22 protein-coding genes and 3 riboswitches are annotated in these 26,922 nt (G+C 73.6%); of the genes, 15 read left to right on the forward strand and 7 right to left on the reverse strand.

The features are described 5' to 3' along the window. Window positions 1-34: 34 nt before the first annotated feature. Complete coding sequence (locus ACW14Y_RS35300; protein WP_030394041.1) at window positions 35-259, reverse strand: CbtB domain-containing protein; 225 nt, start codon at window positions 257-259, stop codon at window positions 35-37. 324 nt (window positions 260-583) lie between these two features. Here ACW14Y_RS35300 and ACW14Y_RS35305 point away from each other — a divergent pair, with 324 nt between their 5' ends. Beyond that, window positions 584-1,240 carry a histidine phosphatase family protein gene (locus ACW14Y_RS35305; RefSeq protein ID WP_456984776.1) on the forward strand — a complete coding sequence of 219 codons (657 nt, stop codon included), beginning with the start codon at window positions 584-586 and terminating at the stop codon, window positions 1,238-1,240. A 56-nt stretch (window positions 1,241-1,296) separates the two neighbouring features. Here ACW14Y_RS35305 and ACW14Y_RS35310 read toward each other — a convergent pair whose 3' ends face one another. From ACW14Y_RS35310 to ACW14Y_RS35320, 3 genes are all read right to left on the reverse strand, one after another. Next, window positions 1,297-1,851: a GNAT family N-acetyltransferase gene (locus ACW14Y_RS35310; RefSeq protein WP_456984777.1), complete on the reverse strand. Its 555-nt coding sequence runs from the start codon at window positions 1,849-1,851 to the stop codon at window positions 1,297-1,299. Between the two features lie 80 nt (window positions 1,852-1,931). After that, entirely contained in the window at window positions 1,932-2,819 is an 888-nt protein-coding gene (locus ACW14Y_RS35315; RefSeq protein WP_456988337.1) for a cytochrome P450, read from the reverse strand. Next, a complete protein-coding gene (locus tag ACW14Y_RS35320; protein ID WP_456984778.1) occupies window positions 2,702-3,157 on the reverse strand; it encodes a hypothetical protein in 456 nt (151 codons plus the stop codon). The genes ACW14Y_RS35315 and ACW14Y_RS35320 overlap by 118 nt, the downstream gene beginning before the upstream one ends. Before the next feature lie 353 nt (window positions 3,158-3,510). Here ACW14Y_RS35320 and ACW14Y_RS35325 point away from each other — a divergent pair, with 353 nt between their 5' ends. Together ACW14Y_RS35325 and ACW14Y_RS35330 are read left to right on the forward strand one after the other, a co-directional pair. Beyond that, entirely contained in the window at window positions 3,511-4,947 is a 1,437-nt protein-coding gene (locus ACW14Y_RS35325) for an APC family permease (protein ID WP_380300233.1), read from the forward strand. Between the two features lie 146 nt (window positions 4,948-5,093). Then, window positions 5,094-6,731: an amidohydrolase gene (locus tag ACW14Y_RS35330; protein WP_380435548.1), complete on the forward strand. Its 1,638-nt coding sequence runs from the start codon at window positions 5,094-5,096 to the stop codon at window positions 6,729-6,731. A gap of 132 nt (window positions 6,732-6,863) precedes the next feature. Continuing rightward, window positions 6,864-7,054, forward strand: a riboswitch (cobalamin riboswitch). Here ACW14Y_RS35330 and ACW14Y_RS35335 read toward each other — a convergent pair. Next, window positions 7,024-7,224 (reverse strand): hypothetical protein, encoded by a 201-nt coding sequence (locus tag ACW14Y_RS35335; protein ID WP_456984779.1) that lies wholly within the window; start codon window positions 7,222-7,224, stop codon window positions 7,024-7,026. (Overlaps the previous riboswitch by 31 nt.) Before the next feature lie 35 nt (window positions 7,225-7,259). Between ACW14Y_RS35335 and ACW14Y_RS35340 the strand changes: the two genes are divergently transcribed. The 7 genes from ACW14Y_RS35340 (at window position 7,260) to ACW14Y_RS35370 (ending at window position 14,337) form a co-directional block, all read left to right on the forward strand. Then, window positions 7,260-8,789: a CoA-acylating methylmalonate-semialdehyde dehydrogenase gene (locus ACW14Y_RS35340; RefSeq protein ID WP_380387900.1), complete on the forward strand. Its 1,530-nt coding sequence runs from the start codon at window positions 7,260-7,262 to the stop codon at window positions 8,787-8,789. Beyond that, window positions 8,786-9,934, forward strand: coding sequence for an acyl-CoA dehydrogenase family protein (locus tag ACW14Y_RS35345; RefSeq protein WP_380387897.1), 1,149 nt, complete (start codon window positions 8,786-8,788; stop codon window positions 9,932-9,934). Before ACW14Y_RS35340 ends, ACW14Y_RS35345 begins: the two co-directional genes overlap by 4 nt. Beyond that, a complete protein-coding gene (locus ACW14Y_RS35350; protein ID WP_456984780.1) occupies window positions 9,934-11,043 on the forward strand; it encodes an enoyl-CoA hydratase/isomerase family protein in 1,110 nt (369 codons plus the stop codon). The genes ACW14Y_RS35345 and ACW14Y_RS35350 overlap by 1 nt, the downstream gene beginning before the upstream one ends. Further along, entirely contained in the window at window positions 11,040-11,924 is an 885-nt protein-coding gene (mmsB, locus tag ACW14Y_RS35355; protein WP_456984781.1) for a 3-hydroxyisobutyrate dehydrogenase, read from the forward strand. Before ACW14Y_RS35350 ends, mmsB begins: the two co-directional genes overlap by 4 nt. Beyond that, entirely contained in the window at window positions 11,921-12,694 is a 774-nt protein-coding gene (locus tag ACW14Y_RS35360; protein ID WP_380387889.1) for an enoyl-CoA hydratase, read from the forward strand. The genes mmsB and ACW14Y_RS35360 overlap by 4 nt, the downstream gene beginning before the upstream one ends. A 123-nt stretch (window positions 12,695-12,817) precedes the next feature. Next, the gene (locus ACW14Y_RS35365) at window positions 12,818-14,023 is read left to right on the forward strand and encodes a Shedu anti-phage system protein SduA domain-containing protein (protein ID WP_380387886.1); all 1,206 of its coding nucleotides are present in this window, start codon (window positions 12,818-12,820) and stop codon (window positions 14,021-14,023) included. Further along, window positions 14,020-14,337, forward strand: coding sequence for a hypothetical protein (locus ACW14Y_RS35370; protein ID WP_380387883.1), 318 nt, complete (start codon window positions 14,020-14,022; stop codon window positions 14,335-14,337). The genes ACW14Y_RS35365 and ACW14Y_RS35370 overlap by 4 nt, the downstream gene beginning before the upstream one ends. An 88-nt stretch (window positions 14,338-14,425) precedes the next feature. Here the strand turns inward: ACW14Y_RS35370 and ACW14Y_RS35375 are convergent, their stop codons facing one another. Further along, window positions 14,426-15,283, reverse strand: a complete 858-nt coding sequence (locus ACW14Y_RS35375) for an SAVMC3_10250 family protein (protein WP_456984782.1) — start codon at window positions 15,281-15,283, stop codon at window positions 14,426-14,428. Window positions 15,284-16,358: 1,075 nt separating this feature from the next. Further along, window positions 16,359-17,762, reverse strand: a complete 1,404-nt coding sequence (locus tag ACW14Y_RS35380) for a hypothetical protein (RefSeq protein WP_456988339.1) — start codon at window positions 17,760-17,762, stop codon at window positions 16,359-16,361. Window positions 17,763-17,948: 186 nt separating this feature from the next. After that, a riboswitch (cobalamin riboswitch) is annotated at window positions 17,949-18,026 on the reverse strand. Window positions 18,027-18,399: 373 nt separating this feature from the next. Here ACW14Y_RS35380 and ACW14Y_RS35385 point away from each other — a divergent pair. From ACW14Y_RS35385 to ACW14Y_RS35405, 5 genes are all read left to right on the forward strand, one after another. Beyond that, window positions 18,400-21,408, forward strand: a complete 3,009-nt coding sequence (locus ACW14Y_RS35385; RefSeq protein ID WP_456984783.1) for a prenyltransferase/squalene oxidase repeat-containing protein — start codon at window positions 18,400-18,402, stop codon at window positions 21,406-21,408. Then, a complete protein-coding gene (locus ACW14Y_RS35390) occupies window positions 21,405-22,760 on the forward strand; it encodes a hypothetical protein (RefSeq protein WP_456984784.1) in 1,356 nt (451 codons plus the stop codon). Before ACW14Y_RS35385 ends, ACW14Y_RS35390 begins: the two co-directional genes overlap by 4 nt. A gap of 4 nt (window positions 22,761-22,764) precedes the next feature. Beyond that, window positions 22,765-24,045 carry a CbiQ family ECF transporter T component gene (locus ACW14Y_RS35395; protein WP_456984785.1) on the forward strand — a complete coding sequence of 427 codons (1,281 nt, stop codon included), beginning with the start codon at window positions 22,765-22,767 and terminating at the stop codon, window positions 24,043-24,045. Next, window positions 24,042-25,697: an ABC transporter ATP-binding protein gene (locus ACW14Y_RS35400; protein ID WP_456984786.1), complete on the forward strand. Its 1,656-nt coding sequence runs from the start codon at window positions 24,042-24,044 to the stop codon at window positions 25,695-25,697. The genes ACW14Y_RS35395 and ACW14Y_RS35400 overlap by 4 nt, the downstream gene beginning before the upstream one ends. After that, window positions 25,694-26,578 (forward strand): ECF transporter S component, encoded by an 885-nt coding sequence (locus ACW14Y_RS35405; RefSeq protein ID WP_380390473.1) that lies wholly within the window; start codon window positions 25,694-25,696, stop codon window positions 26,576-26,578. The genes ACW14Y_RS35400 and ACW14Y_RS35405 overlap by 4 nt, the downstream gene beginning before the upstream one ends. Next, window positions 26,571-26,808: riboswitch (cobalamin riboswitch) on the forward strand. It overlaps the preceding gene by 8 nt. Window positions 26,809-26,922: the final 114 nt, after the last annotated feature.

Here is a 26,922-nt window from a genome sequence, read left to right on the forward strand (position 1 = left end):
TGCGGAGTTGTTCATCGGTGCGTGTTCTCCGGGATCAGTGGCAGGGGAAGCCGAGCAGGTGCCGACCGTCGTGCACCCATTCGTGCACCGTCGCACCGGAGAAGACCGAGGTGGCGCCCTGCTCGGCGCCGACGAAGTAGAGCAGGACCAGCATCAGGGTGCCGAGGAACAGCGCCCAGGGCAGGATCGCGCGGATCGGCAGCGATGCGGGGGCGGAGCCGGCCGAGGGCAGGCTGGGGGAGAGGACGGACTGGGCCATGGCAGGACCTCCTGGGGGAAACACGCGTCCCGTTCGGTGGAGCTCGGACGACGGCCATCGGGTCTGACTTGCCGGGCCCCGCCGTTGCGTGAGGTGGCCTGGTCCGGCATACAGTGGCGCGACCGTGCCGGATTCACACCGGACTTCCGTCTCGCCGTCGTCTTCAGTTGTCGGGGGAGACCGTAGCGCCCTGCGCCGACGGCGCCAAGGGCGCTCACGGAATCGTTGTCGTGGCGCGACCTGCGGATTCGCGCGCCGGGAGGGCACGGAGCACGGCGCTCCGAGAGCCCCCAAGGGTGACAGGTGTACGAAGGGGGAAAACACGTGACGGTACGGGTGATCTTCGTCTCCCCGGCGATCGGACCCGAACTGCGGCAGGCACGGTTCGCCGACGAAGCCTCCGCGTACGGGGTCGGGGCGGCGAACGGCGGCGTGGTGGACGGCGGCGCGGTGGGCGACGGCGCGGCGGACGCTGGAGCGGTGGCCGACGGTGACGCGCTGGACGAGGCCGGGGTGCGCGCCGCCCGCGCCCTCCGGCCGGACCTCCCGGTGGCGTCCCACCGCTTCGTCTCGCCCTCGGCCCGCTGCCGCCGCACGGCCGAGGAGCTCGGCCTCGCCGACGCGGTCGCCGAGCCCGCGCTGCGCGGCTGCGCCGCCGGGCGCTGGCGGGGGCGGACCCTCGACGAGGTGGCGGCCGAGGAGCCCGAGGCGCTGATGGCCTGGCTCGCCGATCCGGCCGCGGCGCCGCACGGCGGCGAGTCGGTGCGGCAGTTGTGCGCCCGGACCGCCGGATGGCTGGACGGGACGGCGGCCGGGCTCACCGGCCGGGTCCTGGTGGTGGCCGAGCCGGACACCGTCCGGGCGGCGGCCGTGCACGCGCTCGGCGTCCCGGACCAGGCCTTCCGGCGCCTGGACGTGCCCCCGCTGGCGGTGGTCGAACTGACCGGTCGGGCCGGCCGCTGGAACCTCCGCCTCGGCTGAACCCGCCTCGGACGGATCCGTCGCGGCCGGACCTGTCGCGGCCGAACCCACCGCGGTCAGAAGCGCTCCAGGTCGAGCCTCCAGTCGTTGCAGCGGATCGGGTGGCCGGGCGGGTACTCGAAGTCCTGCGGCCCCAGGAGTTCGAAGCCCGCCGCCCGGCAGACCGCGTTCGACGCCGGGTGGTCCACCGAGGGGAAGGCGTGCAGGTGGCGGTGCAGGCCCTCGGCCCGGGCCCGCTCCGCCACCGCGCGGGCCGCGGCCCTGGCCACGCCCCGGCCCTGGAAGGCCGACAGCACGGCCCAGCCCGTCTCGTACACCTGCTCCCCGGCCCACTCGCGGTCCCAGAAGCCGATGGCCCCGGCCGTCGCCTCCGCCGCCCCGGCCGCCCCCGCCGACCCCGTCGGCAGCAGCACGATCCGGAACATCCGCCCCGCGCGGGTGCCGTCGGCCGTCAGGTCGACGTACCGGCGGTGGCGGCGGGCGAGCGCCTCCTCGGACTCCGGGCCGCCGAGGTGGGTCATCAGCTCCGGCGCGTTGAGGGCGCGCAGCAGCTCGGCGTCGCCCTCGGACCAGGGCTCCAGGCGTACGGTGGCGGCGCGGTTCTCGTCCATGGCCGTACGGTAGCGGCCGCCTCCGACAGTCGGCCCGGTCCGGCGCTCCGCCCGTCCTGCCGACGGTGGCGGCCGCCCGGTCAGGACGCGGGGGAGAGGCGCACCGGCAGGGCGCTCAGCGCGTTCACGATGAAGGACTCCTGGCGCCGCAGCTCCTCCGCCGGCACCGCGAGCTCCACCTCGGGGTACCTCCCGAACAGCGCGGTCAGGGCCTCCTCCGCCTCCAGCACGCCGAGCGCGGCGCCCAGGCAGTAGTGGCGTCCGAACCCGAAGGCGAGGTTGGCCTTGTCGGGCCGGGTGAGGTCGAAGGCGTCCGGCCGGTCGGGGTGCAGCTCCGGGTCCCGACCGCTCGCCCCGTACGCGATCAGGACCGGTTCGCCGGTGCGGATCAGCACGCCCTCGCCGAGGTCGATGTCCTCGGCGGCGAAGTGCAGCGGGAGGTGCATCACCGGCGCTTCGAGGCGCAGCGCCTCCTCGATGGAGTCCCGCCAGGTCGCCGAGCCGTTCCGGACCAGCGCGAGCTGTTCGGGGTGGGTGAGCAGCAGCGCCGCGGTGTGGTCGATCAGGTTGACGGCGGTCTCGGAGCCGGCGCCGATCATCAGGATCAGGGTGGACACCAGCTCCTGCTCGCTCAGCCGGCTGCCGGCGGCGTCCCGGGTCGCGATCAGCTCGCTGGTCATGTCGTCGCCGGGCGTCTCCCGCTTGGTCGCCACCAGGCGCGCCATCGCGGCGAACAGGTCGTCGAGGAGGGCCTCGGCCCGCTCGGGGGTGGCGCCGGTCTCCAGGGCGCCGTCCACCACCCGCCGCACCTCGGGGCGCTGCTCCTCGGGGACGCCGAAGAGGTCGCAGATCAGGGTGGTCGGCAGCGGGTAGGAGAGCCGGGTGTGCAGGTCGACCGGCGCGCCGGGCGCGGTGTCGCGCAGCCCGTCGAGCAGCGCGGCGACGATCGCGCGGACCCGGGGCCGCAGGGCCTCCACCCGGCGGGGGCGGTCAGGGTGCGCAGCCGGTGGTGGTCCTCGCCGTCGCTGGTGAACATGCTCTCCACCGCGACCCAGCTGGCCAGCGGCCAGTCCGGGCCGACCCGGCCGTCGATCCACTCCGGCCAGTGGCGGCGGGCGTTCTTGGCGAGCCGGTGGTCGGCGAGGAGCCGGCGGGCGACCTCGGCGCGGGTCACCGACCAGGCGAGGACCTTGCCGGGGAGTTCGACCCGGACGGCCGGGGCGTGGGTGCGCAGGTGGGCGGCCTCGGCGTGCAGGTCGGCGGCGTGCGGGTCGAGGACGTGGGTGAACGGGCAGCGGGGTTCCACGGGCCCTCCTTGGTCGGGGAGCGGCGGGCCGGACGGTCGGCCGGTTGTGACCGTACGGCGGGTGCGGTGGCGGGGAAAGGGCGTCCGGTCGGCGTTCCGGGCGCCCCCGGCGGCGCGCCCGCGCGCGGTGCGGAGCGTTCGCCGCCGAGCGCTCGGTACGGCGTCAGCGGTGCCGGGCCTGCGGGCATCCTTATGACAACAGCATTGACGTGTCTCGAAGCCGCCGGTTTCATGGCTCGCACTTCACCCCCACCCCCACACCCCCCCACCAGCAAGGCGGTGATCCCTTGGCATCGACGGCGAAGGTCATGGGCAGCGGTCCGAGAGCGGACAGCAGCGGCCCCCAGGACTCCATGCCCCGCTCCCTGGGCCTTCTCGACGGGGCGGCGATCGCCGCCTCCAGTACCGCCGCGACCAGCAGTATCGGCATCGGTCTCGGCCTGATGGCCGGCGTCGTCGGGCTCCACCTCCCCGCGATCATGCTGCTGGCGTTCCTCCCCGTGCTGGCCATCGCCGGCGGCTACGGGCGGCTGAACCGCTCGGAGCCGGACGCCGGAAGCAGCTACAGCTGGGTGGGGCGCACGCTCAACCCCTGGCTCGGCTTCCTCACCGGCTGGGTGAACACCGTCGGCACCGTCGTGTTCATGGCCTACACCACGACCGTGACCGGCTCCTCGATCGTCCAGCTCCTCGACGAGGCGCACCTGCGCAGCGTCGCCGGGCTGCGGCTGGACGCCGACTCCACCGTGCAGTGCACCCTGATCGGCCTGGTCGTCCTGGTCGCCGCCGCGCTGGTCGCGGTGCGCGGGCTCGGCCTGGCGGCGCGGCTGCAGAAGGCGCTGCTGGTGTTCGAGTACGCCGTCCTGCTCGGCTTCTGCGGCTACGGGCTGTTCGCCGGCGACCAGCCGTTCTCGCTCGACTGGTTCAACCCGCTCGCGATCCCCTCCTTCGACGCGCTGGCCCAGGGCATGGTGCTCGCGGTGTTCTGCTACTGGGGCTTCGAGTCGGTGTTCAGCGTCGGCGAGGAGGTCCACGACCCCCGGGACGCCTCCCGGGCCGGCACCCTCGCCCTGGTCGTGATGCTGCTGCTGTTCCTGCTCGCCGGCACGGCCTTCCAGCGGGTGCTGCCGCTGGACGAGCTGGCGGACAACGGCGCCCACGGCCTCACCTACTTCGGCGCCCGGCTGGCCGACCAGCCACTGGCCGCGCTGCCGCTGATCGCGCTGATGTTCTCCGCGGTGGCCTCGCTGCAGTCCTCGGTGATCCCCACCGCCCGCGGGCTGTTCGCGATGGGCCGGGACGGCGTGCTCGGCCCGGTCTGGACCAAGCTGCACCCCAAGCACCGGACGCCCGCGGTCGGCACCCTGCTGATCACCGCGGTCGCGGTGGCGCTGGCGCTGTGCTCGATCGTCATCCCGACCGTCAACGACCTCATCTCGGCGGCCGTCAACGCGATCGGCATCATCGTCGCCCTCTACTACGCGCTCACCGCGGTCGCGGCCGCCGTCCGGTTCCGCCACCTGCTGCGCACCGACCTGGTCGAGGGGCTGCGCGCGGTGGTCGGCCCGCTGCTCGGCGCGGCGGTCCTGCTGGTCGTCGGCGGCTACCTCACCTGGACCTTCTACGACTCCGCCGACCACTTCGAACTCTCCGCCGACAACGGCTGGTTCGAGCTCACCGTCGTGGTACTGATGATCGTCACCGGGCTGCCGGCGGCGGCCTGGGCGCGCTGGCGGCGGCGCTCGGCGTACTTCCTCGGCGAGGCCGCGGGTACACCCGAGAAGGTCTGAGGACGACCGACGGCGCGGGTCCGGTGCACCCCCACACACCGGGCCCGTGCTCTCCCGCCGTACCGGGCACACCGCACGAAGCACCCCGCATGCCGGCACACCCGCACACCCGCACACCCGCACCACCCGAGAACGGAGTTCCACCCATGACCAAGGCCGATCTGGTCTTCACCCGCGGCCCCGTGCACACCGGCGACGCCGCCCGCACCCGGGCGACCGGTCTGGCCGTCACCGGCGGACGGATCACCGCCGTCGGCCACGACGAGGTCCGGGACCTGATCGGCCCGGACACCGAGGTCGTCGACCTCACCGGCAAGCTGCTGCTGCCGGGCTTCCAGGACGCGCACATCCACGCCGTCTTCGGCGGCACCGAGCTGGCCGTCTGCGACCTCACCGGCACCGTCGGCGTGGCCGACTACCTGGAGCGGATCCGCGCCTACGCCGACGCCAACCCCGACCAGGAGTGGATCACCGGCAGCGGCTGGTCGATGGAGAGCTTCGAGGGCGGACTGCCGACCCGGCAGCTGCTCGACTCCGTCGTCCCGGACCGTCCGGTCTACCTCACCAACCGGGACCACCACGGCGCCTGGGCCAACACCCGGGCGCTGGAACTCGCCGGCGTCGACCGCGACACCCCCGACCCGGCGGACGGCCGGATCGAGCGCGAGGCCGACGGCACCCCGAGCGGAGTGCTCCAGGAGGGTGCCACCGGCCTGGTCGCCCGGCTGGTGCCGCCGGTCACCGCCGCCGACCGGCTGGAGGGGCTGCTGCGGGCGCAGCGGCTGCTGCACTCGCTCGGCATCACCGGCTGGCAGGACGCGCTGCTCGGGGAGTTCAACGGCCAGCCGGACCCGTCCGACGCCTATCTGACCGCCGCGCGTTCCGGCGCGCTGACCGCGCGGGTGAACGGCGCGCTCTGGTGGGAGCGCGAGCGGGGCGCCGAGCAGATCGCCGAACTCGTCGAGCGCCGGGCCGGGTCGGCCCACGGCCGGTTCCGGGCCGGGTCGGTGAAGATCATGCAGGACGGCATCGCGGAGAACTTCACCGCCGCGATGACCAGCCCCTACCTGGACGGCTGCGGCTGCGCCACCGCCAACTCCGGCCTCAGCTTCGTCGATCCGCTCGCCCTGCGCGAGTACGTGACCGCGCTCGACGCGCTCGACTTCCAGGTGCACTTCCACGCGCTCGGCGACCGGGCGGTGCGCGAGGCGCTGGACGCCGTCGAGGCCGCCCGAACCGCCAACGGCCGGCGCGCCACCCGCCACCACCTGGCCCACCTCCAGGTGGTCCACCCGGACGACCTGCCCCGGTTCGCCCGGCTCGGCGCGATCGCCAACATCCAGCCGCTGTGGGCGGCGCACGAGCCGCAGATGGACGAGCTGACCATCCCCTTCCTCGGCCCGGAGCGCGCCTCCTGGCAGTACCCGTTCGGCGCGCTGCTGCGGGCCGGGGCCACCCTGGCGGCGGGCAGCGACTGGCCGGTGAGCAGCCCGGACCCGCTGGCCGGACTGCACGTCGCGGTCAACCGGCGGGAGCCGGAGGCCGAGGACGACCGGGTGTTCCTGCCCGAGCAGCGGCTCGACCTGGCCTCCGCGATCGCCGCCTACACGGCCGGTACCGCCCATGTGAACGGTTTCGACGACGCCGGGGTGCTCGCGCCCGGCCTGCTGGCCGACCTGGTCGTCCTGGACCGCGACATCCTCACCGGCCCGCCCGAGGAGATCGCGTCGGCCCGGGTGCTGCGCACCTACGTCGGCGGCGAGCTGGTCCACGCCGCCGAATGAAGACGCTTCCTGATGAGGCTGTCTGACGTTGCGTCGACTGCCGTCCGGGCCCCGGGGTGCTCCCCGGGGCCCGGCGCGTTCCCGGTGGTGCGTGCTCCGACGCGCCCGAACGGCGAGGGGCTCTGGACTTACTAGGACGTCCAACTATATGGTCGGAACAGGTCCGCGGTGTCAGGGAAGCCGGTGTGAGTCCGGCACGGTCCCGCCACTGTGACCGGGGAGTTCGTCCTCGCAGGAGTTCGGCCACTGGCAGCCAGCCGGGAAGGCCCGGGGGCGCGCGTCGATCCGGGAGTCAGGATACCGGCCGCGGACGGTCCGTGTTTTCCACGAGGATGGAGACGACACGCATGAATCCGGGCTGCTCCCGTTCCATCGCCCCCGGCTCTGCCGTGCCGACGAGCCCCGGGGTGAACCCGCGCTGACGGTTCGTCAGCCGCCGCCGTCCTGCCGCCGGGCGCACCACCGTGCGCCCGCGCACCGGCGCGGCCTCCATTCCTCCTCTCCCCATCCTGACGAGAGAAGGAATCAATGCTCCCCGACCCGACCGCCCCCGAGTCGATCGTCCCCGAACTGACCCATTTCGTCGGCGGCAAGCGCACCGCCGGGACGTCCGGCCGCTTCGGCGACGTCCACGACCCCAACACCGGGCGCGTCCAGGCCCGGGTGCCGCTGGCGAGCCGCGCCGAGGTCGAGGCCGTGATCGCCGACGCGGCGCAGGCCCAGCCCGCGTGGGCGGCCTGGAACCCGCAGCGCCGGGCCCGGGTGCTGCTGCGCTTCCTCCAACTCGTCGAGCAGGAGCGGGACTCCCTCGCCCGGCTGCTCTCCGCCGAGCACGGCAAGACCGTCGCCGACGCCCACGGCGACCTCCAGCGCGGCCTGGAGGTGGTCGAGTTCGCGGCCGGGATCCCGCACCTGCTCAAGGGCGAGTTCACCGACAACGCCGGCACCGGTATCGACGTGTACTCGATGCGCCAGCCGCTCGGCGTGGTCGCCGGCATCACCCCGTTCAACTTCCCGGCGATGATCCCGCTCTGGAAGGCCGCGCCCGCGCTGGCCTGCGGCAACGCCTTCGTCCTCAAGCCCTCCGAGCGCGACCCCTCGGTGCCGCTGCGGCTGGCCGAACTGTTCCTGGAGGCCGGACTGCCGCCCGGCGTGCTGAACGTGGTGAACGGCGGCAAGGAGGCCGTCGACACCCTGCTGGAGGACCCCCGGGTGCAGGCGGTCGGCTTCGTCGGCTCCACCCCGATCGCCCAGTACGTCTACGCGACCGCGGCCGCCCACGGCAAGCGCGCCCAGTGCTTCGGCGGCGCCAAGAACCACATGATCGTGATGCCCGACGCCGACCTCGACCAGGCGGCGGACGCACTGGTCGGCGCCGGCTACGGCTCGGCCGGCGAGCGCTGCATGGCGATCTCGGTGGCCGTCCCGGTCGGTGAGGAGACCGCCGACGCGCTGGTGGCCAAGCTGGTCGAGCGGATCGGCGCGCTGAAGGTCGGCCGCTCGGACGACCCCTCCTCGGACTTCGGGCCGCTGGTCGGCCGGGACGCGCTGGAGCGGGTCCGCGGCTACCTGGACCTCGGGGTCGAGGAGGGCGCCGAACTCGTCGTCGACGGGCGCGACTTCCGGCTGGAGGGCCACGAGGAGGGCTTCTTCCTCGGCCCCTCGCTGTTCGACCGGGTGACGCCGGGGATGCGGATCCACCGCGAGGAGATCTTCGGCCCGGTGCTGAGCGTGGTCCGCGCGGCCGACTACGAGGAGGCCCTGCGCCTGCCCAGCGAGCACGAGTTCGGCAACGGCGTGGCCATCTACACCCGCGACGGAGACACCGCCCGCGACTTCACCCGCCGGGTCAACACCGGCATGGTCGGCGTCAATGTGCCGATCCCGGTGCCGATCGCCTACCACACCTTCGGCGGCTGGAAGCGCTCCGGCTTCGGCGACCTCAACCAGCACGGCCCGGACTCGATCCGCTTCTACACCCGCACCCGCACGGTGACCTCGCGCTGGCCCTCCGGGGTCAAGGAAGGCGCCAGCTTCACCATGCCGACGATGGGATGATCGCCGTGCACGATCTCACCGACGACCAGCGCGCGATCGCGGAGACCACCAGGGCCTTCGCCGACGAGCACCTCGCCCCGAACGCCGTGGAGTGGGACCTCGCCAAGCACTTCCCGGTCGACGTGCTGCGCAAGGCCGGCGAACTCGGCCTGGCCGGCGTCTACGTCCGGGAGGAGAACGGCGGTTCCGGTCTCACCCGCCGCGACGGCGCGGTGGCCTTCGAGGCCCTCGCCACCGGCTGCCCGTCCATCGCCGCCTACCTCTCCATCCACAACATGGTCGCCTGGATGGTCGACCGCCACGGCGACGACGCCCAGCGCGCCCGCTGGCTGCCCCGGCTCTGCACGGCCGAGGACCTCGCCAGCTACTGCCTGACCGAACCCGGGGCCGGCTCCGACGCCGCCGCGCTCACCACCCGGGCCGTCCGCGACGGCGGCCACTGGGTGCTCGACGGCGTGAAGCAGTTCATCTCCGGCGCCGGCAGCGCCCAGGTCTACCTGGTCATGGCGCGCACCGGCGGGCCCGGCCCGAAGGGCATCTCGGCCTTCCTGGTCGACCGGGACGACCCGGGCCTGTCCTTCGGCGCCAACGAGCGCAAGATGGGCTGGAACGCCCAGCCGACCCGGCAGGTGGTGCTGGACGGCGTGCGGCTGCCCGCCGACCGGCTGCTCGGCGCCGAGGGGGAGGGCTTCAGGATCGCCATGGGCGGTCTCAACGGCGGCCGCCTCGGCATCGCCGCCTGCTCGCTCGGCGGCGCCCAGAGCGCGCTGGAGCGCACCGTGGCCCACCTCGCCGAACGCGAGGCCTTCGGCGCCCGGCTGCTGCACGCCCAGGCGCTGCAGTTCCGCCTCGCCGACATGGCCACCGAACTGGAGGCCGCCCGGGCCCTGCTGTGGCGGGCCGCCGACGCCCTGGACCGCGGCGACGCCCGCGCCCCGCAGCTGTGCGCGATGGCCAAGCGGCACGCCACCGACACCGGTTTCGAGGTGGCCGACCAGGCGCTCCAACTGCACGGCGGCTACGGCTACCTGGCCGAGTACGGCATCGAGAAGATCGTCCGCGACCTGCGGGTGCACCAGATCCTGGAAGGGACCAACGAGATCATGCGTGTCATCGTCGCCCGCGGCCTGACCGGGGCCGCCTGATGACCGGGAACGGGAACGGGAAGGTGACCGCGAACGGGACCGGGAACGGGACCGCGGAGGTCCTGCTCCAGCGCGAGGGGCGGGCGGGGCTGATCGTGCTCAACCGCCCCGCCGCCCTCAACGCCCTCACCCATGGGATGGTGCGGCGGATCGCGGCCGCCCTGGACGACTGGGAGCAGGACCCGCGGGTCGCGACCGTCGTCGTGACCGGGGCCGGCGACCGGGCCTTCTGCGCCGGCGGCGACATCGTCGCCATCCACCGCGCCGCGACCGGCGGCGACCCGCGCGAGGTGGAGGAGTTCTGGCGCGACGAGTACCGCCTCAACGCCAGGATCGCCCGCTACCCCAAGCCCTACGTCGCGGTGATGGACGGCATCGTGATGGGCGGCGGGGTCGGGGTCTCCGCCCACGGCAGCGTCCGGATCGTCACCGAGCGCACCAGGATCGCCATGCCCGAGGCGGGCATCGGCTTCGTCCCCGACGTCGGCGGCACCTATCTGCTCGCGCTGGCGCCCGGCGAGCTGGGCACCCACCTGGCCCTGACCGCCGGCTCGGCCGGCGCCGCGGACGCGCTGCTCTGCGGCCTGGCCGACCACTTCGTGCCGGCGGGGCGACTGCCCGCCCTGCTCGACGACCTCGCCGAGTCGACCGTCCACGAGGCGCTCGCCCGGCACGTCGAACAGCCGCCGCCCGGCCGGCTGGAGCGGCAGCGGGAGTGGATCGACACCTGCTACGCGGCCGACACCGTCGAGGAGATCCTCGAACGGCTCGGCGCCAGCGGCGAACCGGAGGCCGAGGAGGCGGCCGAACGGATCACCGCCAACGCGCCGACGGCCGTCAAGGCGACGCTGGCCGCGCTCCGCCGGGCCCGGGAGCTGGGCCCGCTGGAGGCGGTGCTCGACCAGGAGTACCGCAGCTCCTGCGCGGCCCTCGCCACCCCGGACCTCGCCGAGGGCATCCGGGCCCAGGTGATCGACAAGGACCGCACCCCGCACTGGAGTCCGGCCACGCTGGACGCCGTCGACCCCGCCGCCGTGGCCCGCTGGTTCGCCCCGCTGGGCGAGCGGGAACTCGGCCTCGCCGACCTCACCCCCCTGGAGCGCTGGTGACCCACCGGATCGGATTCGTCGGACTCGGCAACATGGGCGGCCCGATGGCCGCCAACCTGGTCGAGGCCGGTCACACCGTCACCGGCCACGACCTGGCGCCGGAGGCCCGGGAGCGGGCGGCCGGCCAGGGCGTACGGATCGCCGCCTCGGCCGCCGAGGCGGTCGCGGACGCCGAGCTGGTGCTCACCATGCTCCCGACCGGACGCCATGTCCTCCAGGTGTACCGCGAGTTGACCGTCTCGGCGGTGGACGCGCTGTTCGTCGACTGCTCCACGATCGCGGTCGGGGACGCCCGGGCGGCCCGGGACCTCGCCCGGACCTCCGGCCACCGGGCCCTGGACGCGCCGGTCTCCGGCGGGGTCCCGGGCGCCGAGGCGGCGAGCCTGACCTTCATGGTCGGCGGCGCGGCGGAGGACTTCGCCGCCGCCGAACCGGTGCTGGCGGCGATGGGTCGCAAGGTGGTGCACTGCGGGGACTCCGGCACCGGGCAGGCCGCGAAGATCTGCAACAACATGATCCTCGGCGTCTCGATGATCGCGGTCGCCGAGGCCTTCGTCCTCGGTGAGAGCCTCGGTCTGAGCCACCAGGCCCTCTTCGACGTCGCCTCCACGGCCTCCGGCCAGTGCTGGGCGCTCACCAGCAACTGTCCCGTCCCCGGCCCCGTCCCGGCCAGCCCCGCCAACCGGGGCTATCCGGCGGGCTTCGCGGCCGCCCTGATGGCCAAGGACCTCGGCCTGGCCGCCGACGCCGCCGACGCCTCCGCCGTGCCCGCCGAACTCGGCCGCCGGGCCTCCGAGTTGTTCACCGCCTTCGCCCAGGGGGAAGGCGCCGGGCGGGACTTCTCGGCCATCATCACCACCCTCCGGGAGAACACCGCATGAGCTACGAGACGATCCGGGTCGAGCGTCACGACCGGGTGGGCCTGATCACCCTGGACCGGCCGAAGGCCCTGAACGCCCTCAACACCCGGCTGATGAACGAAGTCGTCGGGGCCGCCGAGGAGTTCGACCGGGACCGGACGGTCGGCGCGGTGGTCGTCACCGGCTCCGACCGGGCCTTCGCCGCCGGGGCCGACATCAAGGAGATGCAGTCCCTGGACTTCGTCGACGCCTACCTCGGCGACTGGTTCGCCGCCTGGGACCGCTTCGGCGCCCTGCGCAAGCCCGTCGTCGCCGCCGTGGCCGGCTACGCGCTGGGCGGGGGCTGCGAGTTGGCGATGCTCTGCGACGTCCTGATCGCCGCCGACACCGCGAAGTTCGGCCAGCCGGAGATCAAGCTCGGCGTGATCCCGGGCATCGGCGGATCGCAGCGGCTGACCAGGGCGATCGGCAAGGCCAAGGCCATGGAACTCTGCCTGACCGGCCGGACCATGGACGCCGAGGAGGCCGAGCGGGCCGGTCTGGTCTCCCGGATCGTCCCCGCCGACCGGCTGCTCGACGAGGCCCTCGCCACCGCCACGACGATCGCCGCGATGTCCGCCCCCGCCGCGATCATGATGAAGGAGAGCGTCAACCGCGCCCTGGAGACCACCCTCGCCGAGGGCGTCCGCTTCGAACGCCGCCTCTTCCACGCCACCTTCGCCACCGCCGACCAGAAGGAGGGCATGACGGCCTTCGCCGAGAAGCGCCCCCCGGAGTTCCAGCACCGGTGACCCCGCCACAGCGCCGGTGCCCGGGCCCCTCGCCGAAGCGAAGGGGGCCCGGGCACCGGCGTCGTGGGGTCATCGGGGTGGACGGCAAGGCACCCTGTCGGTACTCGGTTCTATGGTGTCTGGATGACATTTCGATCCAGTTCCTCGCTCGTGCGCATGGTTGAGGCGGCAAGAGAGCTGACCGAGTACCCGAGCGTTCTGAAACGCATCGATGCCGTACTGCGCATCATGGGGGTGGACCGGACTTACGGCAAAGGTCGCCCGTTGGTGGAGGCACTGGAGCGTGTGGCCCAGGAGGCGATTCTGTGTGGTGACTTCGGGCTTGCTCAACGCTTCCAGCGATTCGCCGGCTATGCCGATGGAGAGCTGTTCCTCGAAGTTGTGGAGGGGTACTACGACGAGGAAGCTCGGCAGCGCGGCGAGGAGTTCATGCGGAGGATGGCTGCGCTCGGGGCCGACCGGGCGGCTGCGGTTCTTGACGTACTCTGCCGTGATGATCCGGACGCGACAGCTGCGGATGCCCGAGATGTCTTCCGGGGCATCGCCCAGTCTGCCGACCACCTGGGGGTGGAAGCCGGTGAGGGCGGGGTCCGGCTGTCCACTCGGGAAGTAAGACGGCTCCAGCAGTACGGGCACCTGGAGATGGTCCTGCGGAGCTTGCCGCAGTTGGCGTCCACCGAGACTGCCCGACTTGTGGGCGATGTCCTGGCGGATGCCGATGCCGGGCTGCTGGCCCAGATTCTTGAGCTCAAGGCCAGGCGAGCCGCACTTGCGGACCTGCGAGCGGCTGTGAACGACCCGGAGAGTACCGAAAGTACGCTGCATGCCTGTCTGAAGAATCAGGCCTGGATCTTTGGTGGGGCCTATGTCGGTGAGCTGGCACGCCGACAGTACACGCCGGACACCATCCTCGATATCCCACTCCTGCGCGCCGACGGATCCCTGCACGTCGTCGAACTCAAGCGTGCCAACGTCAAAACCCTGGTCGTTCGCCGGAATGGGCATCTGATGCTGGGCGCGTTGCCCCACCAAGCCGTTTCCCAGGCCCAGAACTACCTACGAACCCTGGACGAGGGCAGACGGAGCATCCTCGCCGACTACGGTGTCGATGGCCGAAGGGCCTCGTCAACGATAGTGATCGGTCACTCGCGCTATGTGGGCGGGGACATCACTCCGCAAGAGGTTGCCGAGACCCTCCGCACCTACAATTCGCATGCCACCCGCACGGAAGTCATCACTTACGAGACTCTGCTGGACTCGGCAAACCGAATGCTGGCGCTGTCGGCGGAGCAGGGAGGGCCCGAACCGGTCGAGGAGGACGAGGCATGATCGACACCCCGCCCCTGATCGAGCAACTCCTGGCCCGCCTCTGCGGCGGATCGATCGTGGCAGAGGACTATGTGGGCTACTTCCTAAATGAGCACGGGGAGGAACTCGTCTTCGCCCAGCGCCCAGGGGAGAAGACGGCGAGACTTTGGCACAGTGACATGGACTGGCAGCTCTTCCACGTCGGCGACAACTCCATTCGGGTTGGCGAGCCTATGGACGGGATGATCACCGTCAGCGGTCTGATCATCGACCGGCCCGAGGCGACCTGGCTGTCCTCGTGTCTGGCCGCATCCAGTCACCTGCGCCGACGGTAGACGGAGGAAGCCGACGGCCGGGACCTCAACATGCGGTCCCGGCCGGGGGCATCGGGCGGTGGATCTGTGAGGACCGAAGGCCTGGAGGTCAGGGCGGTGGTTGGTAGAACCGGTCGCGGTCCCTGTCTGGCAGATCGGGCCGCCACTTCCAGATCGATCTGTTGTAGCGGCGGCAGAGATCCCGATGGAGTCGCAGACGGGTCAACCAGCGCAGCGGTCTGACGGAGGCGTCCTGTACATAGAGTGGTGTGGCGACGATGAGCCGCGGAACCATCGCGGCACTCTCGATGTTGAGATCGACTCGGGCGAGCCCTTGTACACGTGCCCGGTGCTGCGGCGAGTGATGCCGTGCGATGACGTCGAAGACCCACCGGGACACCGTTTCAGGGCGGTTGATGCGCGGTGCGGAGAGCGCCGCATGCGTCAGTTCATGGGGAATGTCCGTCGTGCCAGTTTCATCGAGATCGTTGATCTTGAGGATCAACTGATGAAGCCAGTTCGTACCTGATCCCATGCGGCCCGCAGTTGCTGTCCGCTGGAGAAGATGCTCCGTTGATCCGCAGAGCATCAGGTCGACAGGGTGACCGACGGGACTCTCCTCGCGGCCAAGCGAGCCGAAGAAGATCAGCACGTCGTCGAGGTCCGGCAGATCGGTGTCTCTGTGCGTCGTGCTCCACCCCATGCGCAGGTCGAAGTGAATCCACTCCCCAGTGCTCAGGCCAGGGGCGTAGAAGTGCGACATCCTGTTCTCGAGCTCGTTCCTCACCTCGCGAAGCCGGTTCAGTTCGGCTTCGCTCGGCCCCCGAGGGGCCGGTGTACCGATCTCGACGGACGCGCCGGGGAGGGTGGCGCTGATCTTGACGGCGGGCACGGAGCGAGGCGCCCGGTCGGGAAAGAAGGCGCTCAGGCGGCGGCGAGAAAAGTAGATCATGTTGTTCAGGTGCACGGTCGGTCCCCTTCGAGCACGGCTGACGCAGTGTCCCACCTTGAGCTCGGACTCGCCGACGAGGGCTTGTGATCCAGGTGACGTGCCGTTGGCTCCCAGTTCGGCAGAGTGGTCTGATGAACCGGTTTTTCACCCTCGGCACCCAGGGGAAGCCGGTCCGAATCCGGCGCTGACCCGCAACCGTAGATCCGCCCCCGGGCGGATGAGCCGGAATGCCTGGACCGGGGGTCTGTTCTCGAAGTACTTGCGTCGTCGCGGACTACGACGTGGTCATGGTGGTCCCCGGATCTGTTGGGGGCTGCCGGCTGCGCCGTTGCACCCGTGTCGATCGACCAGGGAGTAGCCGGTGAGGGTCAGCAGCAGTCGTGCGCGGCACAGAGGCAGGGGAGTCGTGTCCCTGCTGGCCACCGGGGCGGTCGCGGCGGGCGGTACGGTGCTGCTCGGCAATCCCAAGGAGGGCATGACGGCCTTCGCCGAGAAGCGCCCCCCGGAGTTCCAGCACCGGTGACCCCGCCACAGCGCCGGTGCCCGGGCCCCCTTCGCTTCGGCGAGGGGCCCGGGCACCGGCGCGTGGGCGTGCTCAGGGGCGGCGGGACACCCGGCGCCGGGCGGCGAGCCGTTCCACCAGCAGCACCGTGGCGACGGCCGCGGCCGTGAACAGCAGCGTGTTCGCCACCACTCCGGCCGCGGTCAGCCACGCCGGGGTCGGCGCCGTCCGGCCCGCGCGTCTCCGTGAACAGGCCGCCGACGCCGGTCAGCAGGCCCCGTGCCACGTACACGGCGACCAGGGCGGCCAACCCGATCGGAAGGGTGAGCAGGACGGCCGCCAGGTAGAAGCGCCCGTTCTCCGTCAGCCCTCCCAGGGCGGCCAGCCCGCCGACCGCGGCGACGTAACAGGCCGCCGCCCATCCGGAGATCCCCATCGCTGCCATTCCCCCTGTGGTCCTTCGGTGTTCCGTCGCCGTGTCGTCGGTGCGTGTCGTCGGTGCGCCGTCGTCGCTGCGTGGTCGTCGCTGTGCTTCTGCCCGCGCCGGTGCCGGGCGACCCGCGTCGCCCGGCACCGGCGCGGAGCCGGTCAACTGCCGTAGCGAAGCGAGACGGTGTCGCCCAGGTGGACCGTGGTGCCCCGGGTGGCGGCGGTGGCCGTACCGGCGTCCAGGTCGACCTTCCAGGTCGCCGAGCCGCTGTTGGCGGTGCCGTTGAGCGCGGTGATCGTGCCGGAGCCGGTGGCCGGGGTGACGGAGCCGACGCAGCCGGCCGGGGTGGCGGTGGCGGCCGCGTCCAGGACGTCACCGAGGGTCGTGGTGGTGCCGGTCGGGGTGAGGGTCACGGCGCAGACCTTGAGCGGGGCGGTGCCGTTGTCGACGACCAGGGCCAGCCGGGCCGGGGTGCCGGGGGTGAAGCCGGTGGTGGCCGCCCAGGCCGGCTCACCGGCCGCGCTCGGCGCGGGCGGGGTGGCGGTGAAGCCCGCGCCGGCGACGGCGCGCAGGCCGTCGACGGAGGCGTAGGCGGAGGGGACGGTGTCGGTGGGCAGGTACTTGAAGCCGCCACCGGGCTTGAACTGCTGGGCGATCAGGAAGTCGATCGGGGTCTTGCCGGCGCCGCTGGTGAACTCGGCGCCCTGGGGGTTGATGCCGCAGGCGTTGAGACCGGAGACGGCCCAGCCGTTGGAGTCGGTGTTGGCGCCCCACATCGAGTTGAACGCGCCGGAGGCGACCAGCTTGCCCTTGAGGAAGTTCTTCGCGGCCACCACCGCGGCGTCGGTGTTCGGGACGCCGCCGCTGCACAGGGACGCCATGGCGGCGCCCGTCATGTCGATGTCGCTGCCCTGGGCGAGCGCCGTCGGGTCGCCGGCGGCCTTGCTGTAGTTCCAGCCGCCGTCGGTGTGCTGGTTGGCGCGCACAACGGCGACCGAGGTGTCCAGCAGGGACTGCGGCACCCGCTTGGTGCCGCTCTGGGTCCTGGCGCCGCCGAGCGCGAGCAGGCCGAAGACGGTGCCGTTGAAGTTGGCGGACGGACCGTAGTAGCCGGGCTCGGCGGTCTGCCAGTGGGCGACCAGGTCCGCGATCAGGTTGCGGCCGGGCCCGACGCGCGCGGGGTCGATCCCGGCGGCGTAGGCGTTCAGGGTGCCGCGCTCGTAGTCGGTGACGACCGGCGAGGCACTCGGCCAGCCGCTCGCGGCGAGCTGGTTGCGGTAGACCAGGCGGGCGTTCTTGGTGGCGTCCCCGCCGGGGGTGACGTCCGCCGCGGCGGTGCCGGCCGCCGCCAGCGCGCTGAAGGCCCACTCGTTGGAGAGCCCGCCGCCGGTGACGTAGCTGCCGTCGGCGGCCTGGAGCGACTTCAGGTACGTCACACCGGTGCTCTTCGAGGTGGCTGTCTGGGCCGGGGTGGCGGTCGCCTGCGCGGGAACGGCCGACAGCAGCAGCGCTCCGGCCGCCAGCGGGACGGTCACCGCGACGGCGGCGCGCGAGCGGGTGATGGTCCGCGAGGTGGTGGCTGTCCGCGAGGTGGTGGCGCGGGAGGTGGGGACGGACACGGGCATGCTCCTTGGGGTGGCGGACGCCGACCCGGCCCCGGCCCGTGGCACCCCTGCGGGAGCGCGGCGACCGGAGCGGCCGCCGCCCGGATCGCGTGGGCAGGTTTTCGCCGTGGTGCGCGGCCGGGCGGGCATTCGGACTCGGGGCACCGACGGACGGCACCCCACACCGCTGCGCGTCAGCCCCGGATTCGCACCGGGTTCCCCCGCTCGGCCACCGCGGACGCTACCGCACGTGGCAGGCGCCGACGAGGGCTTGTGATCCAGGTGACGTGCCGTTGACTCCCGCTTCGGCAGCGTGGTCTGATGAACCGGTTTTTCACCCTCGGCACCCAGGGGAAGCCGGTCCGAATCCGGCGCTGACCCGCAACCGTAGATCCGCCCCCGGCGGATGAGCCGGAATGCCTGGACCGGGGGTCTGTTCTCGAAGTACTTGCGTCGTCGCGGACTACGACGTGGTCATGGCGGTCCCCGGAATCGTCGGGGGCGGCCGGCTGCGCCGTTGCACCCGTGTCGATCGACCAGGGAGTAGCCGGTGAGGGTCAGCAGCAGTCGTACACGGCACAGAGGCAGGGGAGTCGTGTCCCTGCTGGCCACCGGGGCCGTCGTGGTCGCGGCGGGCGGTACGGTGCTGCTCGGCAACCCCCGGGCCGCGGTCGCGGACCCGATCGAGGACTGCACGGCGACGACCGGCGCGATCGTCGCCGTCGACTTCGGCCACTGGGGCGGCGGTGTCGTCCGGGGCTGCGACGCCGACCCCAGCACCGGCATGAACCTGCTGCACAAGGCCGGATTCAGCACCGCCGGCACCGAGCACGACGGACCGGCCTTCATCTGCCGCCTGGGCACCGGAGGTTTCAACGGCGGCACCCAGTACCCGACCCCGGCCGAGGAGCCCTGCACCACCACCCCGCAGGCGACGGCGTACTGGTCGTACTGGATCGCGGCCCCGGGCCAACAGACCTGGTCCTACAGCCAGTTCGGCGCCGCGACGCAGAAGCCGAAGCCGGGGGAGGTGGAGGCCTGGGTCTACGGGGGCACCGACATCGGCGGCACCAGCGGGGCGCCGTCCTTCACCCCGGACTCGGTCCGGGCCAGGAACGCCGGGCCGTCGCCGTCGCCCTCGGCCTCGCCGTCCGCCTCGCCCACCGCGACGGCGAGCCCGACCGGTCCGGCCCGCACCGGCGACCCCGCCGCCGCGGCCGCCTGGCTGGCCGCCCGCCTGGTCGACGGCGACCACATGGAGAACTGGGCCTTCGAGGGCCCGGACTACCCCCGCACGGCGCAGACCGCGATCGCGCTCGCCGCCGCCGGGAGCCAGGACCCGGCGCTGCGCAAGGTCCTCGCCTTCCTCCGGGCCCACACCGACGCCTACCTGTACCCGGACGGCCCGGCCGGCAAGCCCGACTCCGGCGCCGCCGCCCTGCTCGCCCTCGTCGCCGGGAGCACCGGGGGCGACCCCCGGTCCTTCGGCGGCCGGGACCTCCTCGCCGCGCTCACCGACCATGTGTGCGCCGCGCCGGGCGAGAACGGCAAGTGCACCGCCGCCGGGGACTTCTACGGCGCCTCCTCGCCCTGGACACAGGCGTGGGCGGTCGTCGCCCTGCGCCGCGCCGGGGTCACGCCGCCCGCGTCGGCGCTCGCGCGGTTCGCGGTGCTCCAGTGCGCCGACGGCGGCATGGCCGGATCGATGATCGTCGCGGGCGGCTACTGCGAGTCCGACCCCGGCTCCACCGGCCTGGCCGTCCTCGCCCTGCGCGGCGCCACCGGCTACGAGTCGATGGCGAAGAAGGCCGCCGAGCAGCTCGCCGCGAGCCAGCAGGCCGACGGCTCCTACGCCCCCTACGCCGGTGCCCCCGGCGACACCGGCAGCACCGCCCACGCGGCCCAGGCGCTGCTGGCCGTCGGCCAGGGCGCCCGGCAGTCGGTGGCCAAGGCATGGATCGCCGCCCGCCAGGGCGAGGACGGCGGCGTCCGCCCCGACGAGGCGACGACCGACGCGGACCCGGCCGCCACCGAGCAGGCCGTGCTGGCCCTGACCGGCACCGACTTCGGCACCGTCCGTCACGACCCGGACGGCGCCACCACCCCGCCCGCGGGGCGGACCCCCGACCCGGCCCGGGGCAGCGCCTACCTGACCGACCGGGCGCGCCTGATCGACGGCCACTACTACGAGGCCTTCCCGGCCTTCGCCGACTTCGGCCTCACCATCGACGGGGCCTTCGCCCTCGCCGCCACCGGCACCGACGACACCGCGCTGCGCGGGATCGTCGACTTCCTGGACCGGCAGGGCAAGGACGCCAACGACCGCACCGTCAACGACTGGACCGCGATCGGCACCGAGTACGCGGGCGGCGGCTCCATCGGCAAGGAGGCGCTGCTCGCGGAGGTCGTCGGCCGCGACCCGCGCGCCTTCGGCGGCCACGACCTGATCGCCGCCCTCGCGGCGGTCACCTGCGCCAAGGCCGACGACAACACCGGCTGCGCGGGTGCGGGCAACTACACCTGGGCCACCTCGGTGTTCTCCCAGGCACTCGGCATCATGGCCCAGCTGCGGGCCGGTGACACCGCGAACGCCGCGGCCCCGATCGCCTACCTGAGGAGCCTCCAGCACGCCGACGGCTCCTGGCCCAGTCTGATCCCCGCCACCGGCGACTCAGACGTGGACAGCACCGCGATGGCCGTCATGGCGCTCGCCCTCGCCCCCGGTGACGAGGCCGCGGCGGCCGTCGACAGGGGCGTGGCCTGGATCGCGGGCCGGCAGCTCGCCGACGGCGGCTTCCCCGGCGCGGCCGGCGACTCGACCAACTCGGCCGCGCTCGCGGTCCAGGGCATGACGCTCCGCCGGTCCGCCCATGTCGCGGCGATCGCGAAGGCGCTGGACTTCCTCGCCGGTCAGCAGAACGAGGACGGCGGCTTCAACGTCGCCTCCGAGGGGCAGCGGGGCTCGGACGTGCGGGCGTCCACGCAGGCGCTGGGTGGCGCGACCGGGATCTCCTTCGGGACGCTGCGGCGGGAGGTGGGCGGGACGCCCACGCCCACGCCTACGGCGACCGGGACTGTTACGCCGACTGCCACGGCTACTCCGACTCCGACTCCGACTGCTACGGCTACGGTTACGCCGACCGGCACGGCGACGGCGACGCCGACTGTGACGCCGACCGTGACCGGGACGCCGACCGCTACGGCCACCGCTACCGCCACCGCTACCGGGACGCCGACTGCCACGGGTACACCGAGCCCGACCGCGACGCCGAGCACGACTCCGCCGGGTACCGCTTCCCCGACCGCCACCGCCTCCCCGGCGGCCTCCGGGGCTCCCGTCCTCCCCGGCACGTCCGTCCCTCCGGCCGTCGATGCCCCCGTGGCCGGGGGCATCGACGAGCCCGTCCGCGGTGGCGTCGGCGCACCGGTGGTGGCCGTCCCGGTCCGGGGCGGCAGTGGTACCGGCACCGGTGGCGGCCTCGCCAGTACCGGTACCGAGACCCTGGTGCTCACCGGCGCCGCCGGGCTGCTGACCGCGCTCGGTGCGGCGGCCGTGCTCGTCGCCCGGCGCCGGACCGGAACCGCCCCGGGGCGTCACCGGTGAGCGGGCGGTTCGGCCGGTTGACCGGGGCCGCCGCACTGACCTTCGCCGTCGCGTTCGGCGGCGTCGGCGCGGCCGCCGGTCCGGCCGCCGCCTCGCCGCTGCCGATCGAGGAGTGCACGACCACCTCCGGTGTGGTGCTGGCGGTGGACTTCAGCAAGTGGGGCGGTCCGCTGCTGCGCTCCTGCGGCACCACCCCCACGACCGGGTACGTCCTGCTCAACCAGGGCGGTTGGAAGACCACCGGGACCGGGCACGACGGTCCGGCGTTCATCTGCCGCATCGGCTACAGCGGCTTCCAGGGCGGCAAGCAGTTCCCGACGCCGGACCAGGAGAAGTGCGTCCTGACGCCGCCGGCCACGGCGTACTGGTCGTACTGGCACGCCGATCCCGGCCAGAACGATTGGTCGTACAGCCAATTGGGCGCGATGAGCTATCAGCCGAAGCCCGGCAGCGTCGATCTGTGGATCTTCGGCGGCACCAACATCGAGGGCACCGAGGGCCGTCCCTCCGTCTCGCCCGACACCCTGCGGGCGCACAACACGACCCCGGGCGGCGGGACCACGCCCGTGACTCCCGAACCGCCCCAGCCGCCCGCGGGTTCGGGCGGCGGTGGCAGCACCGGTGGAAGTGGCGGCGGCACTACCGGCACCGCCGGTGGCAGCGGCAGCAGCGGGAGCACCGGCGGCGCGAACGGCGGCTCGTCCGGGACGAGTTCGGCCGGTTCCTCGGGTTCGTCGAGCGGCTCCTCGGGCGGATCCTCGGGAGGGAGCGCGAGCGGCTCCTCGGGCGGTAGCGGCGGCGCGTCCTCCGGCTCGGGTTCGTCCAGCTCCTCGGGCGGCAGCACCGCCGGTGGCACGGGCGGCGGCAGCACGGGCTCGGGCGGCGCGCCCGTCACGAAGCGCCCGCCCACGACCGGCGGCACCACCACCGGCGGCACCACCGGCGGCACCACCGGCGGTACGTCCGCCGGCACGGCCGGTGCACCCGCCACCACCCGGCCCGCCACCGCCCCGGCGAACCCGCCGGCCGACGCGCCCGCGCCGACCGCTCCCGAGCCCGAGGTCCCGGCGGCCACCGCCGACCCCACCGGGGACCCCTCGGCGGAGCCGGCCACCGTCGACACCCAGCCCGCCACCGACGCCGCCACCGAAACCGCCGTGCCCACCCCCGACGCCAGTACGTCGCAGCCCGCGCACGCGAGCGGCCCCGTGGTGGTGGACGCGGCACCGGCTGCCGACGCCCCGCACGACTCCGGCTCGATGGTCCCGGCCGTGGTGGGCGCCGTCCTGGTCGTGGTGCTCGGCGTGGCCACCGTGCTCACCGCGCGGCGCCGCCGCCGACAGGCCGAGTGATCGGGTGAGCACGCCCGACAAGCGCTCCGCCAGCTCCCCGTCCGCCGCCCCCGGGCGGCTCGCGGGGGGCCGGCGCAGTCCGCGGAACCTGCACCCGCTCGCCTGGTGGACCTGGGCGCTCGCCCTGGCGACGGCGGCCAGCCGCACCACCAACCCGCTGCTGCTCCTGCTCGTGCTCGCTGTGCTGGGCTACGTGGTCACCGCCCGTCGCACCGACGCCCCGTGGGCGCGCGGCTTCGGGTACTACCTGGGGCTGGCCCTCACCGTGGTGGCGATCCGGGTGGTCTTCCGCTGCGTCTTCGCGACCGGCATCACCCCGCACGACCACCTGCTGTTCTCGCTCCCGCACATCCCCACCCCCGCCTGGTACGCGGGCATCGAGATCGGCGGGCCGGTCTCCCTGGAGGCCACCCTCTCGGCGGCCTTCGACGGGCTGCGGCTGGCCTGTCTGATCTGCTGCATCGGCGCCGCCAACACCCTCGCCAACCCCAAGCGCGCCCTGCGCGTCCTGCCCGCCGCCCTCTACGAGCTCGGCGTCGCCGTGACGGTGTCGCTCAGCGTCGCCCCGCAACTGGTCCAGAGCGTCCAACGGGTCGCGCGGGCACGGAGGTTGCGGGCGGGCCGGACCAAGGGCGTCCGCGCGCTGCGCAGCATCGTCGTCCCGGTGCTGGAGGACGCCCTGGAGCGTTCGCTGCACCTGGCCGCCGCGATGGACTCGCGCGGCTACGGACGGGCGGGGACGGCCACCCGCCGGTCCCGCCGCACCACGGGCGTCCTGATGCTGCTCGGCATGTGCGGGCTCTGCGCCGGGGTGTACGGCCTGCTGGACGGAACGGCCCCCGCCGCCCTGGGACTTCCCGCACTGGTGGCCGGGGCCGTCCTGTGCGCGGCGGGCCTGGCGCTCGGCGGGCGCCGGGTGCGGCGCACCAGCTACCGGCCGGACCGCTGGCGGGCCGCCGAGTTCGGGGTGGCCGGCTGCGGGGTGGCCGCCGCCGTGCTGCTCTTCGGGACCGTCGGCTACGACGCCACCGAGCTCAATCCTTCGCTGTATCCGCTGACGTGGCCGAGCCTGCCGGTCGTCCCGGTGCTGGCCCTGCTGCTGGCCGGGGCCACCGGGGCGATCGCGCCGCCGCCCGGCCGCCGGCCCGAGCCCGCGACCCCGCCCGGGCCGCGCCCGGCGGCGCGCACCGGCGACCACCGCACCACGTCCGACCGCACCACGTCCGACCGCACCACGTCCGACCGCACCACGTCCGACCGCACGACCACCGAGGTGAGCAAGTGATCCGATTCGACCGGGTCGGCGTGCTGTACGAGGGCCGCGGTGCCCCCGTCCTGCGCGACGTCGACCTGCACGTCCCGGAGGGCGAACTCTGCCTGGTGGTCGGCCGGACGGGCGTCGGCAAGTCGACCCTGCTCGGCGCCGTGAACGGTCTGGTGCCGCACTTCACCGGCGGCACCCTGCGCGGCCGGGTCACCGTCGACGGCCGGGACACCGCGCACCACCCGCCGCGTGAACTGGCCGACGTGGTCGGGGTGGTGGGGCAGGACCCGCTGGCCGGCTTCGTCACCGACACGGTGGAGGAGGAACTCGCCTACGCGATGGAGCAGTTGGCCGTCCCGCCGGAGGTGATGCGCAAGCGGGTCGAGGAGACCCTCGACCTGCTCGGCCTCGCCGAGCTGCGCCACCGCGCGCTGCACGAGCTGTCCGGCGGCCAGCAGCAGCGCGTCGCCATCGGCTCGGTGCTGACCGCGCACCCCCGGGTGCTGGTCCTGGACGAACCGACCTCCGCGCTCGACCCGACGGCCGCCGAGGAGGTGCTCGCCGCGATCACCCGGCTGGTGCACGACCTCGGAGTGACCGTGCTGCTCGCCGAACACCGCCTGGAGCGGGTGGTCCAGTACGCCGACCGGGTGGCCTACCTGCCCGGCGACGGCACCGTCGTGCACGGCCCGCCCGCCGAGGTCTTCCGGGACACCTCGATCGCGCCGCCGGTCGTCGAGCTCGGCCGGCTGGCCGGCTGGAGCCCGCTGCCGCTCTCGGTCCGGGACGCCCGCCGGGCCGCCGCCCCGCTGCGGGAGACCCTGGCCGCGCGCCCGGCACCGGCGCCGCGCCGCGGCGCCGCCGAGGGCGGCACCGTGCTGTCCGCCGAGCGGATCGTGGTCCGGTACGGGCCGGTGACCGCCGTCCGGGAGGTCGGCCTGGAGCTCCGGGCCGGCCAGGTCACCGCCCTGATGGGGCGCAACGGCTCGGGCAAGTCCTCGCTGCTGTGGGCCCTCCAGGGCTCCGGGCCCCGGCAGGGCGGCAGCGTACGGGTGCTCCGGGAGGACGGCGGGCCGTCCAAGGACCCCAAACGGGTCACGGCGGCGGAGGCCAGGCGGCTGGTGGGGCTCGTCCCGCAGACCCCGACGGACCTGCTGTACCTGGAGTCGGTGGCCCAGGAGCTGGCCCAGAGCGATCTGGAATCGGGCCGCGTGCCGGGAGGGGAGGCCGGGCCGACCGCGCGGGGGATCCTCGACCGCCTCGCCCCCGGCATCCCGGACGGCACCCACCCCCGCGACCTCTCCGAGGGCCAGAAGCTGGCCCTGGTGCTGGCGATCCAACTGGCCGCCGCACCCCGGGTGGTACTGCTGGACGAGCCCACCCGCGGCCTGGACTACCACGCCAAGGAGGCGCTCACCGGCATCGTGGCGGCCCTCGCCGCCGAGGGCCGCACGGTCGTGGTCTCCACCCACGACGTCGAGTTCGTGGCCGCCGCGGCCGACCGGGTGGTGGTGCTGGCCGAGGGCGAGATCGTCGCGGACGGCCGCACGGACGAGGTCGTCGTCGCCTCGCCGACCTTCGCCCCGCAGACCGCCAAGATCCTCGCCCCGCTGGCCTATCTGACGGTCCGCCAGGTCACGGAGGCGCTCGAATCGGCGGGGGCGGCCCGATGACCGCCGTCCGGATCCCCGGCCGCGCCCGCGTCGTCGTGGCGCTCGCCGCCTTCATCGGGCTCGTCGCCTTCACCTGGCCGTTCGTCGTCGCCCCGGGGAAGTTCGGCTCCTCCTACGCCCCGCCGCTGATCTTCGGGGCGCTGATGCTCCTGGTGCTCGCCGTCGTCGTCGCCGAGATCTCGGCGGGCGGCATCGACGCCAAGGCCCTCGCCATGCTCGGCGTGCTCTCCGCCGTCAACGCGGGCCTGCGCCCCCTGGGTGCGGGGACGGCGGGGGTGGAGACGGTCTTCTTCGTCCTCGTCCTCGCCGGTCGGGTCTTCGGCCCGGGCTTCGGTTTCACCCTCGGCTGCACCTCGCTGTTCGCCTCCGCCCTGCTGACCGGCGGGGTCGGTCCCTGGATGCCGTACCAGATGTTCGGCTGCGCGTTCGTCGGCCTGCTCGCCGGGCTGCTGCCGCCCCTGCGACGGCGCTGGGAGGTGCCGGTGCTGGCCCTCTACGGCGCCTTCTCCGGCTACCTCTTCGGCTTCCTGCTGAACCTCTCCTTCTGGCCGTTCTCGACCGACCCCAACAGCTCGATCGCCTACCTGCCCGGGCTGCCGTTCACCGAGCAGTGGCACCGCTACCTGCTCTTCGACGTGGCGACCTCGCTCGGCTGGGACACCGGCCGCGCCGTCACCACCTTCGTCGCCGTCCTCGTGGTCGGCCCCGCCGTCCTGACCGTCTTCCGCCGCGCCGCCCGCCGCGCCAACTTCGAGCCGACCGTGCGCTTCGAGGCCCCGCCGGGGGAGTCCGGCACCCCGGCCGCCGACGGCCCCCGGTCCCGATCCGTGGACACCGCGGTGGAATCCGTCGCCCCGACCGGTGGTTTGCCTCTAGGCTGACCCCGTAGCTGGTTCGTCCTGCCCGCCAGGCAGGACGTCGTAAGAGGGAACCCGGTGACGCCTTTCGACTGGCCAGTCCGGGACTGCCCCGCAGCGGTGAGCGGGAACGACCGCCGTCATACGCACTGGGTCCGAGCCGGGCCCGGGAAGCGACGGCCAGTAGGTGTCCGCCCTCGACGAGGGTGAGCGTGCCCGCGAGTCCGAAGACCTGCCCGCTGCCCGTCCGCGGAGGAACCGCGGGCGGCTGTCCGATGACCTCGAGGGCGGGTCGGCGACCACAGCAGGCGGTTGAGGCACGTCCGTTCGCGGCGGCCACCGTCCGGCTCGTCGTCCCTTCGCGCCCT

The sequence above is a fragment of the Kitasatospora sp. cg17-2 genome, from assembly GCF_054031055.1.

Excerpts from the sequence above, each read along its gene's own strand:
- ACW14Y_RS35300 (WP_030394041.1), bottom strand. The coding sequence starts at position 259 with ATGGCCCAGTCCGTCCTCTCCCCCAGCCTGCCCTCGGCCGGCTCCGCC.
- ACW14Y_RS35310 (WP_456984777.1), bottom strand. The coding sequence starts at position 1,851 with ATGGACGAGAACCGCGCCGCCACCGTACGCCTGGAGCCCTGGTCCGAG.
- ACW14Y_RS35325 (WP_380300233.1), top strand. The coding sequence starts at position 3,511 with ATGCCCCGCTCCCTGGGCCTTCTCGACGGGGCGGCGATCGCCGCCTCC.
- ACW14Y_RS35330 (WP_380435548.1), top strand. The coding sequence starts at position 5,094 with ATGACCAAGGCCGATCTGGTCTTCACCCGCGGCCCCGTGCACACCGGC.
- ACW14Y_RS35335 (WP_456984779.1), bottom strand. The coding sequence starts at position 7,224 with ATGGAGGCCGCGCCGGTGCGCGGGCGCACGGTGGTGCGCCCGGCGGCA.
- ACW14Y_RS35340 (WP_380387900.1), top strand. The coding sequence starts at position 7,260 with ATGCTCCCCGACCCGACCGCCCCCGAGTCGATCGTCCCCGAACTGACC.
- ACW14Y_RS35345 (WP_380387897.1), top strand. The coding sequence starts at position 8,786 with ATGATCGCCGTGCACGATCTCACCGACGACCAGCGCGCGATCGCGGAG.
- ACW14Y_RS35350 (WP_456984780.1), top strand. The coding sequence starts at position 9,934 with ATGACCGGGAACGGGAACGGGAAGGTGACCGCGAACGGGACCGGGAAC.
- ACW14Y_RS35360 (WP_380387889.1), top strand. The coding sequence starts at position 11,921 with ATGAGCTACGAGACGATCCGGGTCGAGCGTCACGACCGGGTGGGCCTG.
- ACW14Y_RS35365 (WP_380387886.1), top strand. The coding sequence starts at position 12,818 with ATGACATTTCGATCCAGTTCCTCGCTCGTGCGCATGGTTGAGGCGGCA.
- ACW14Y_RS35370 (WP_380387883.1), top strand. The coding sequence starts at position 14,020 with ATGATCGACACCCCGCCCCTGATCGAGCAACTCCTGGCCCGCCTCTGC.
- ACW14Y_RS35405 (WP_380390473.1), top strand. The coding sequence starts at position 25,694 with ATGACCGCCGTCCGGATCCCCGGCCGCGCCCGCGTCGTCGTGGCGCTC.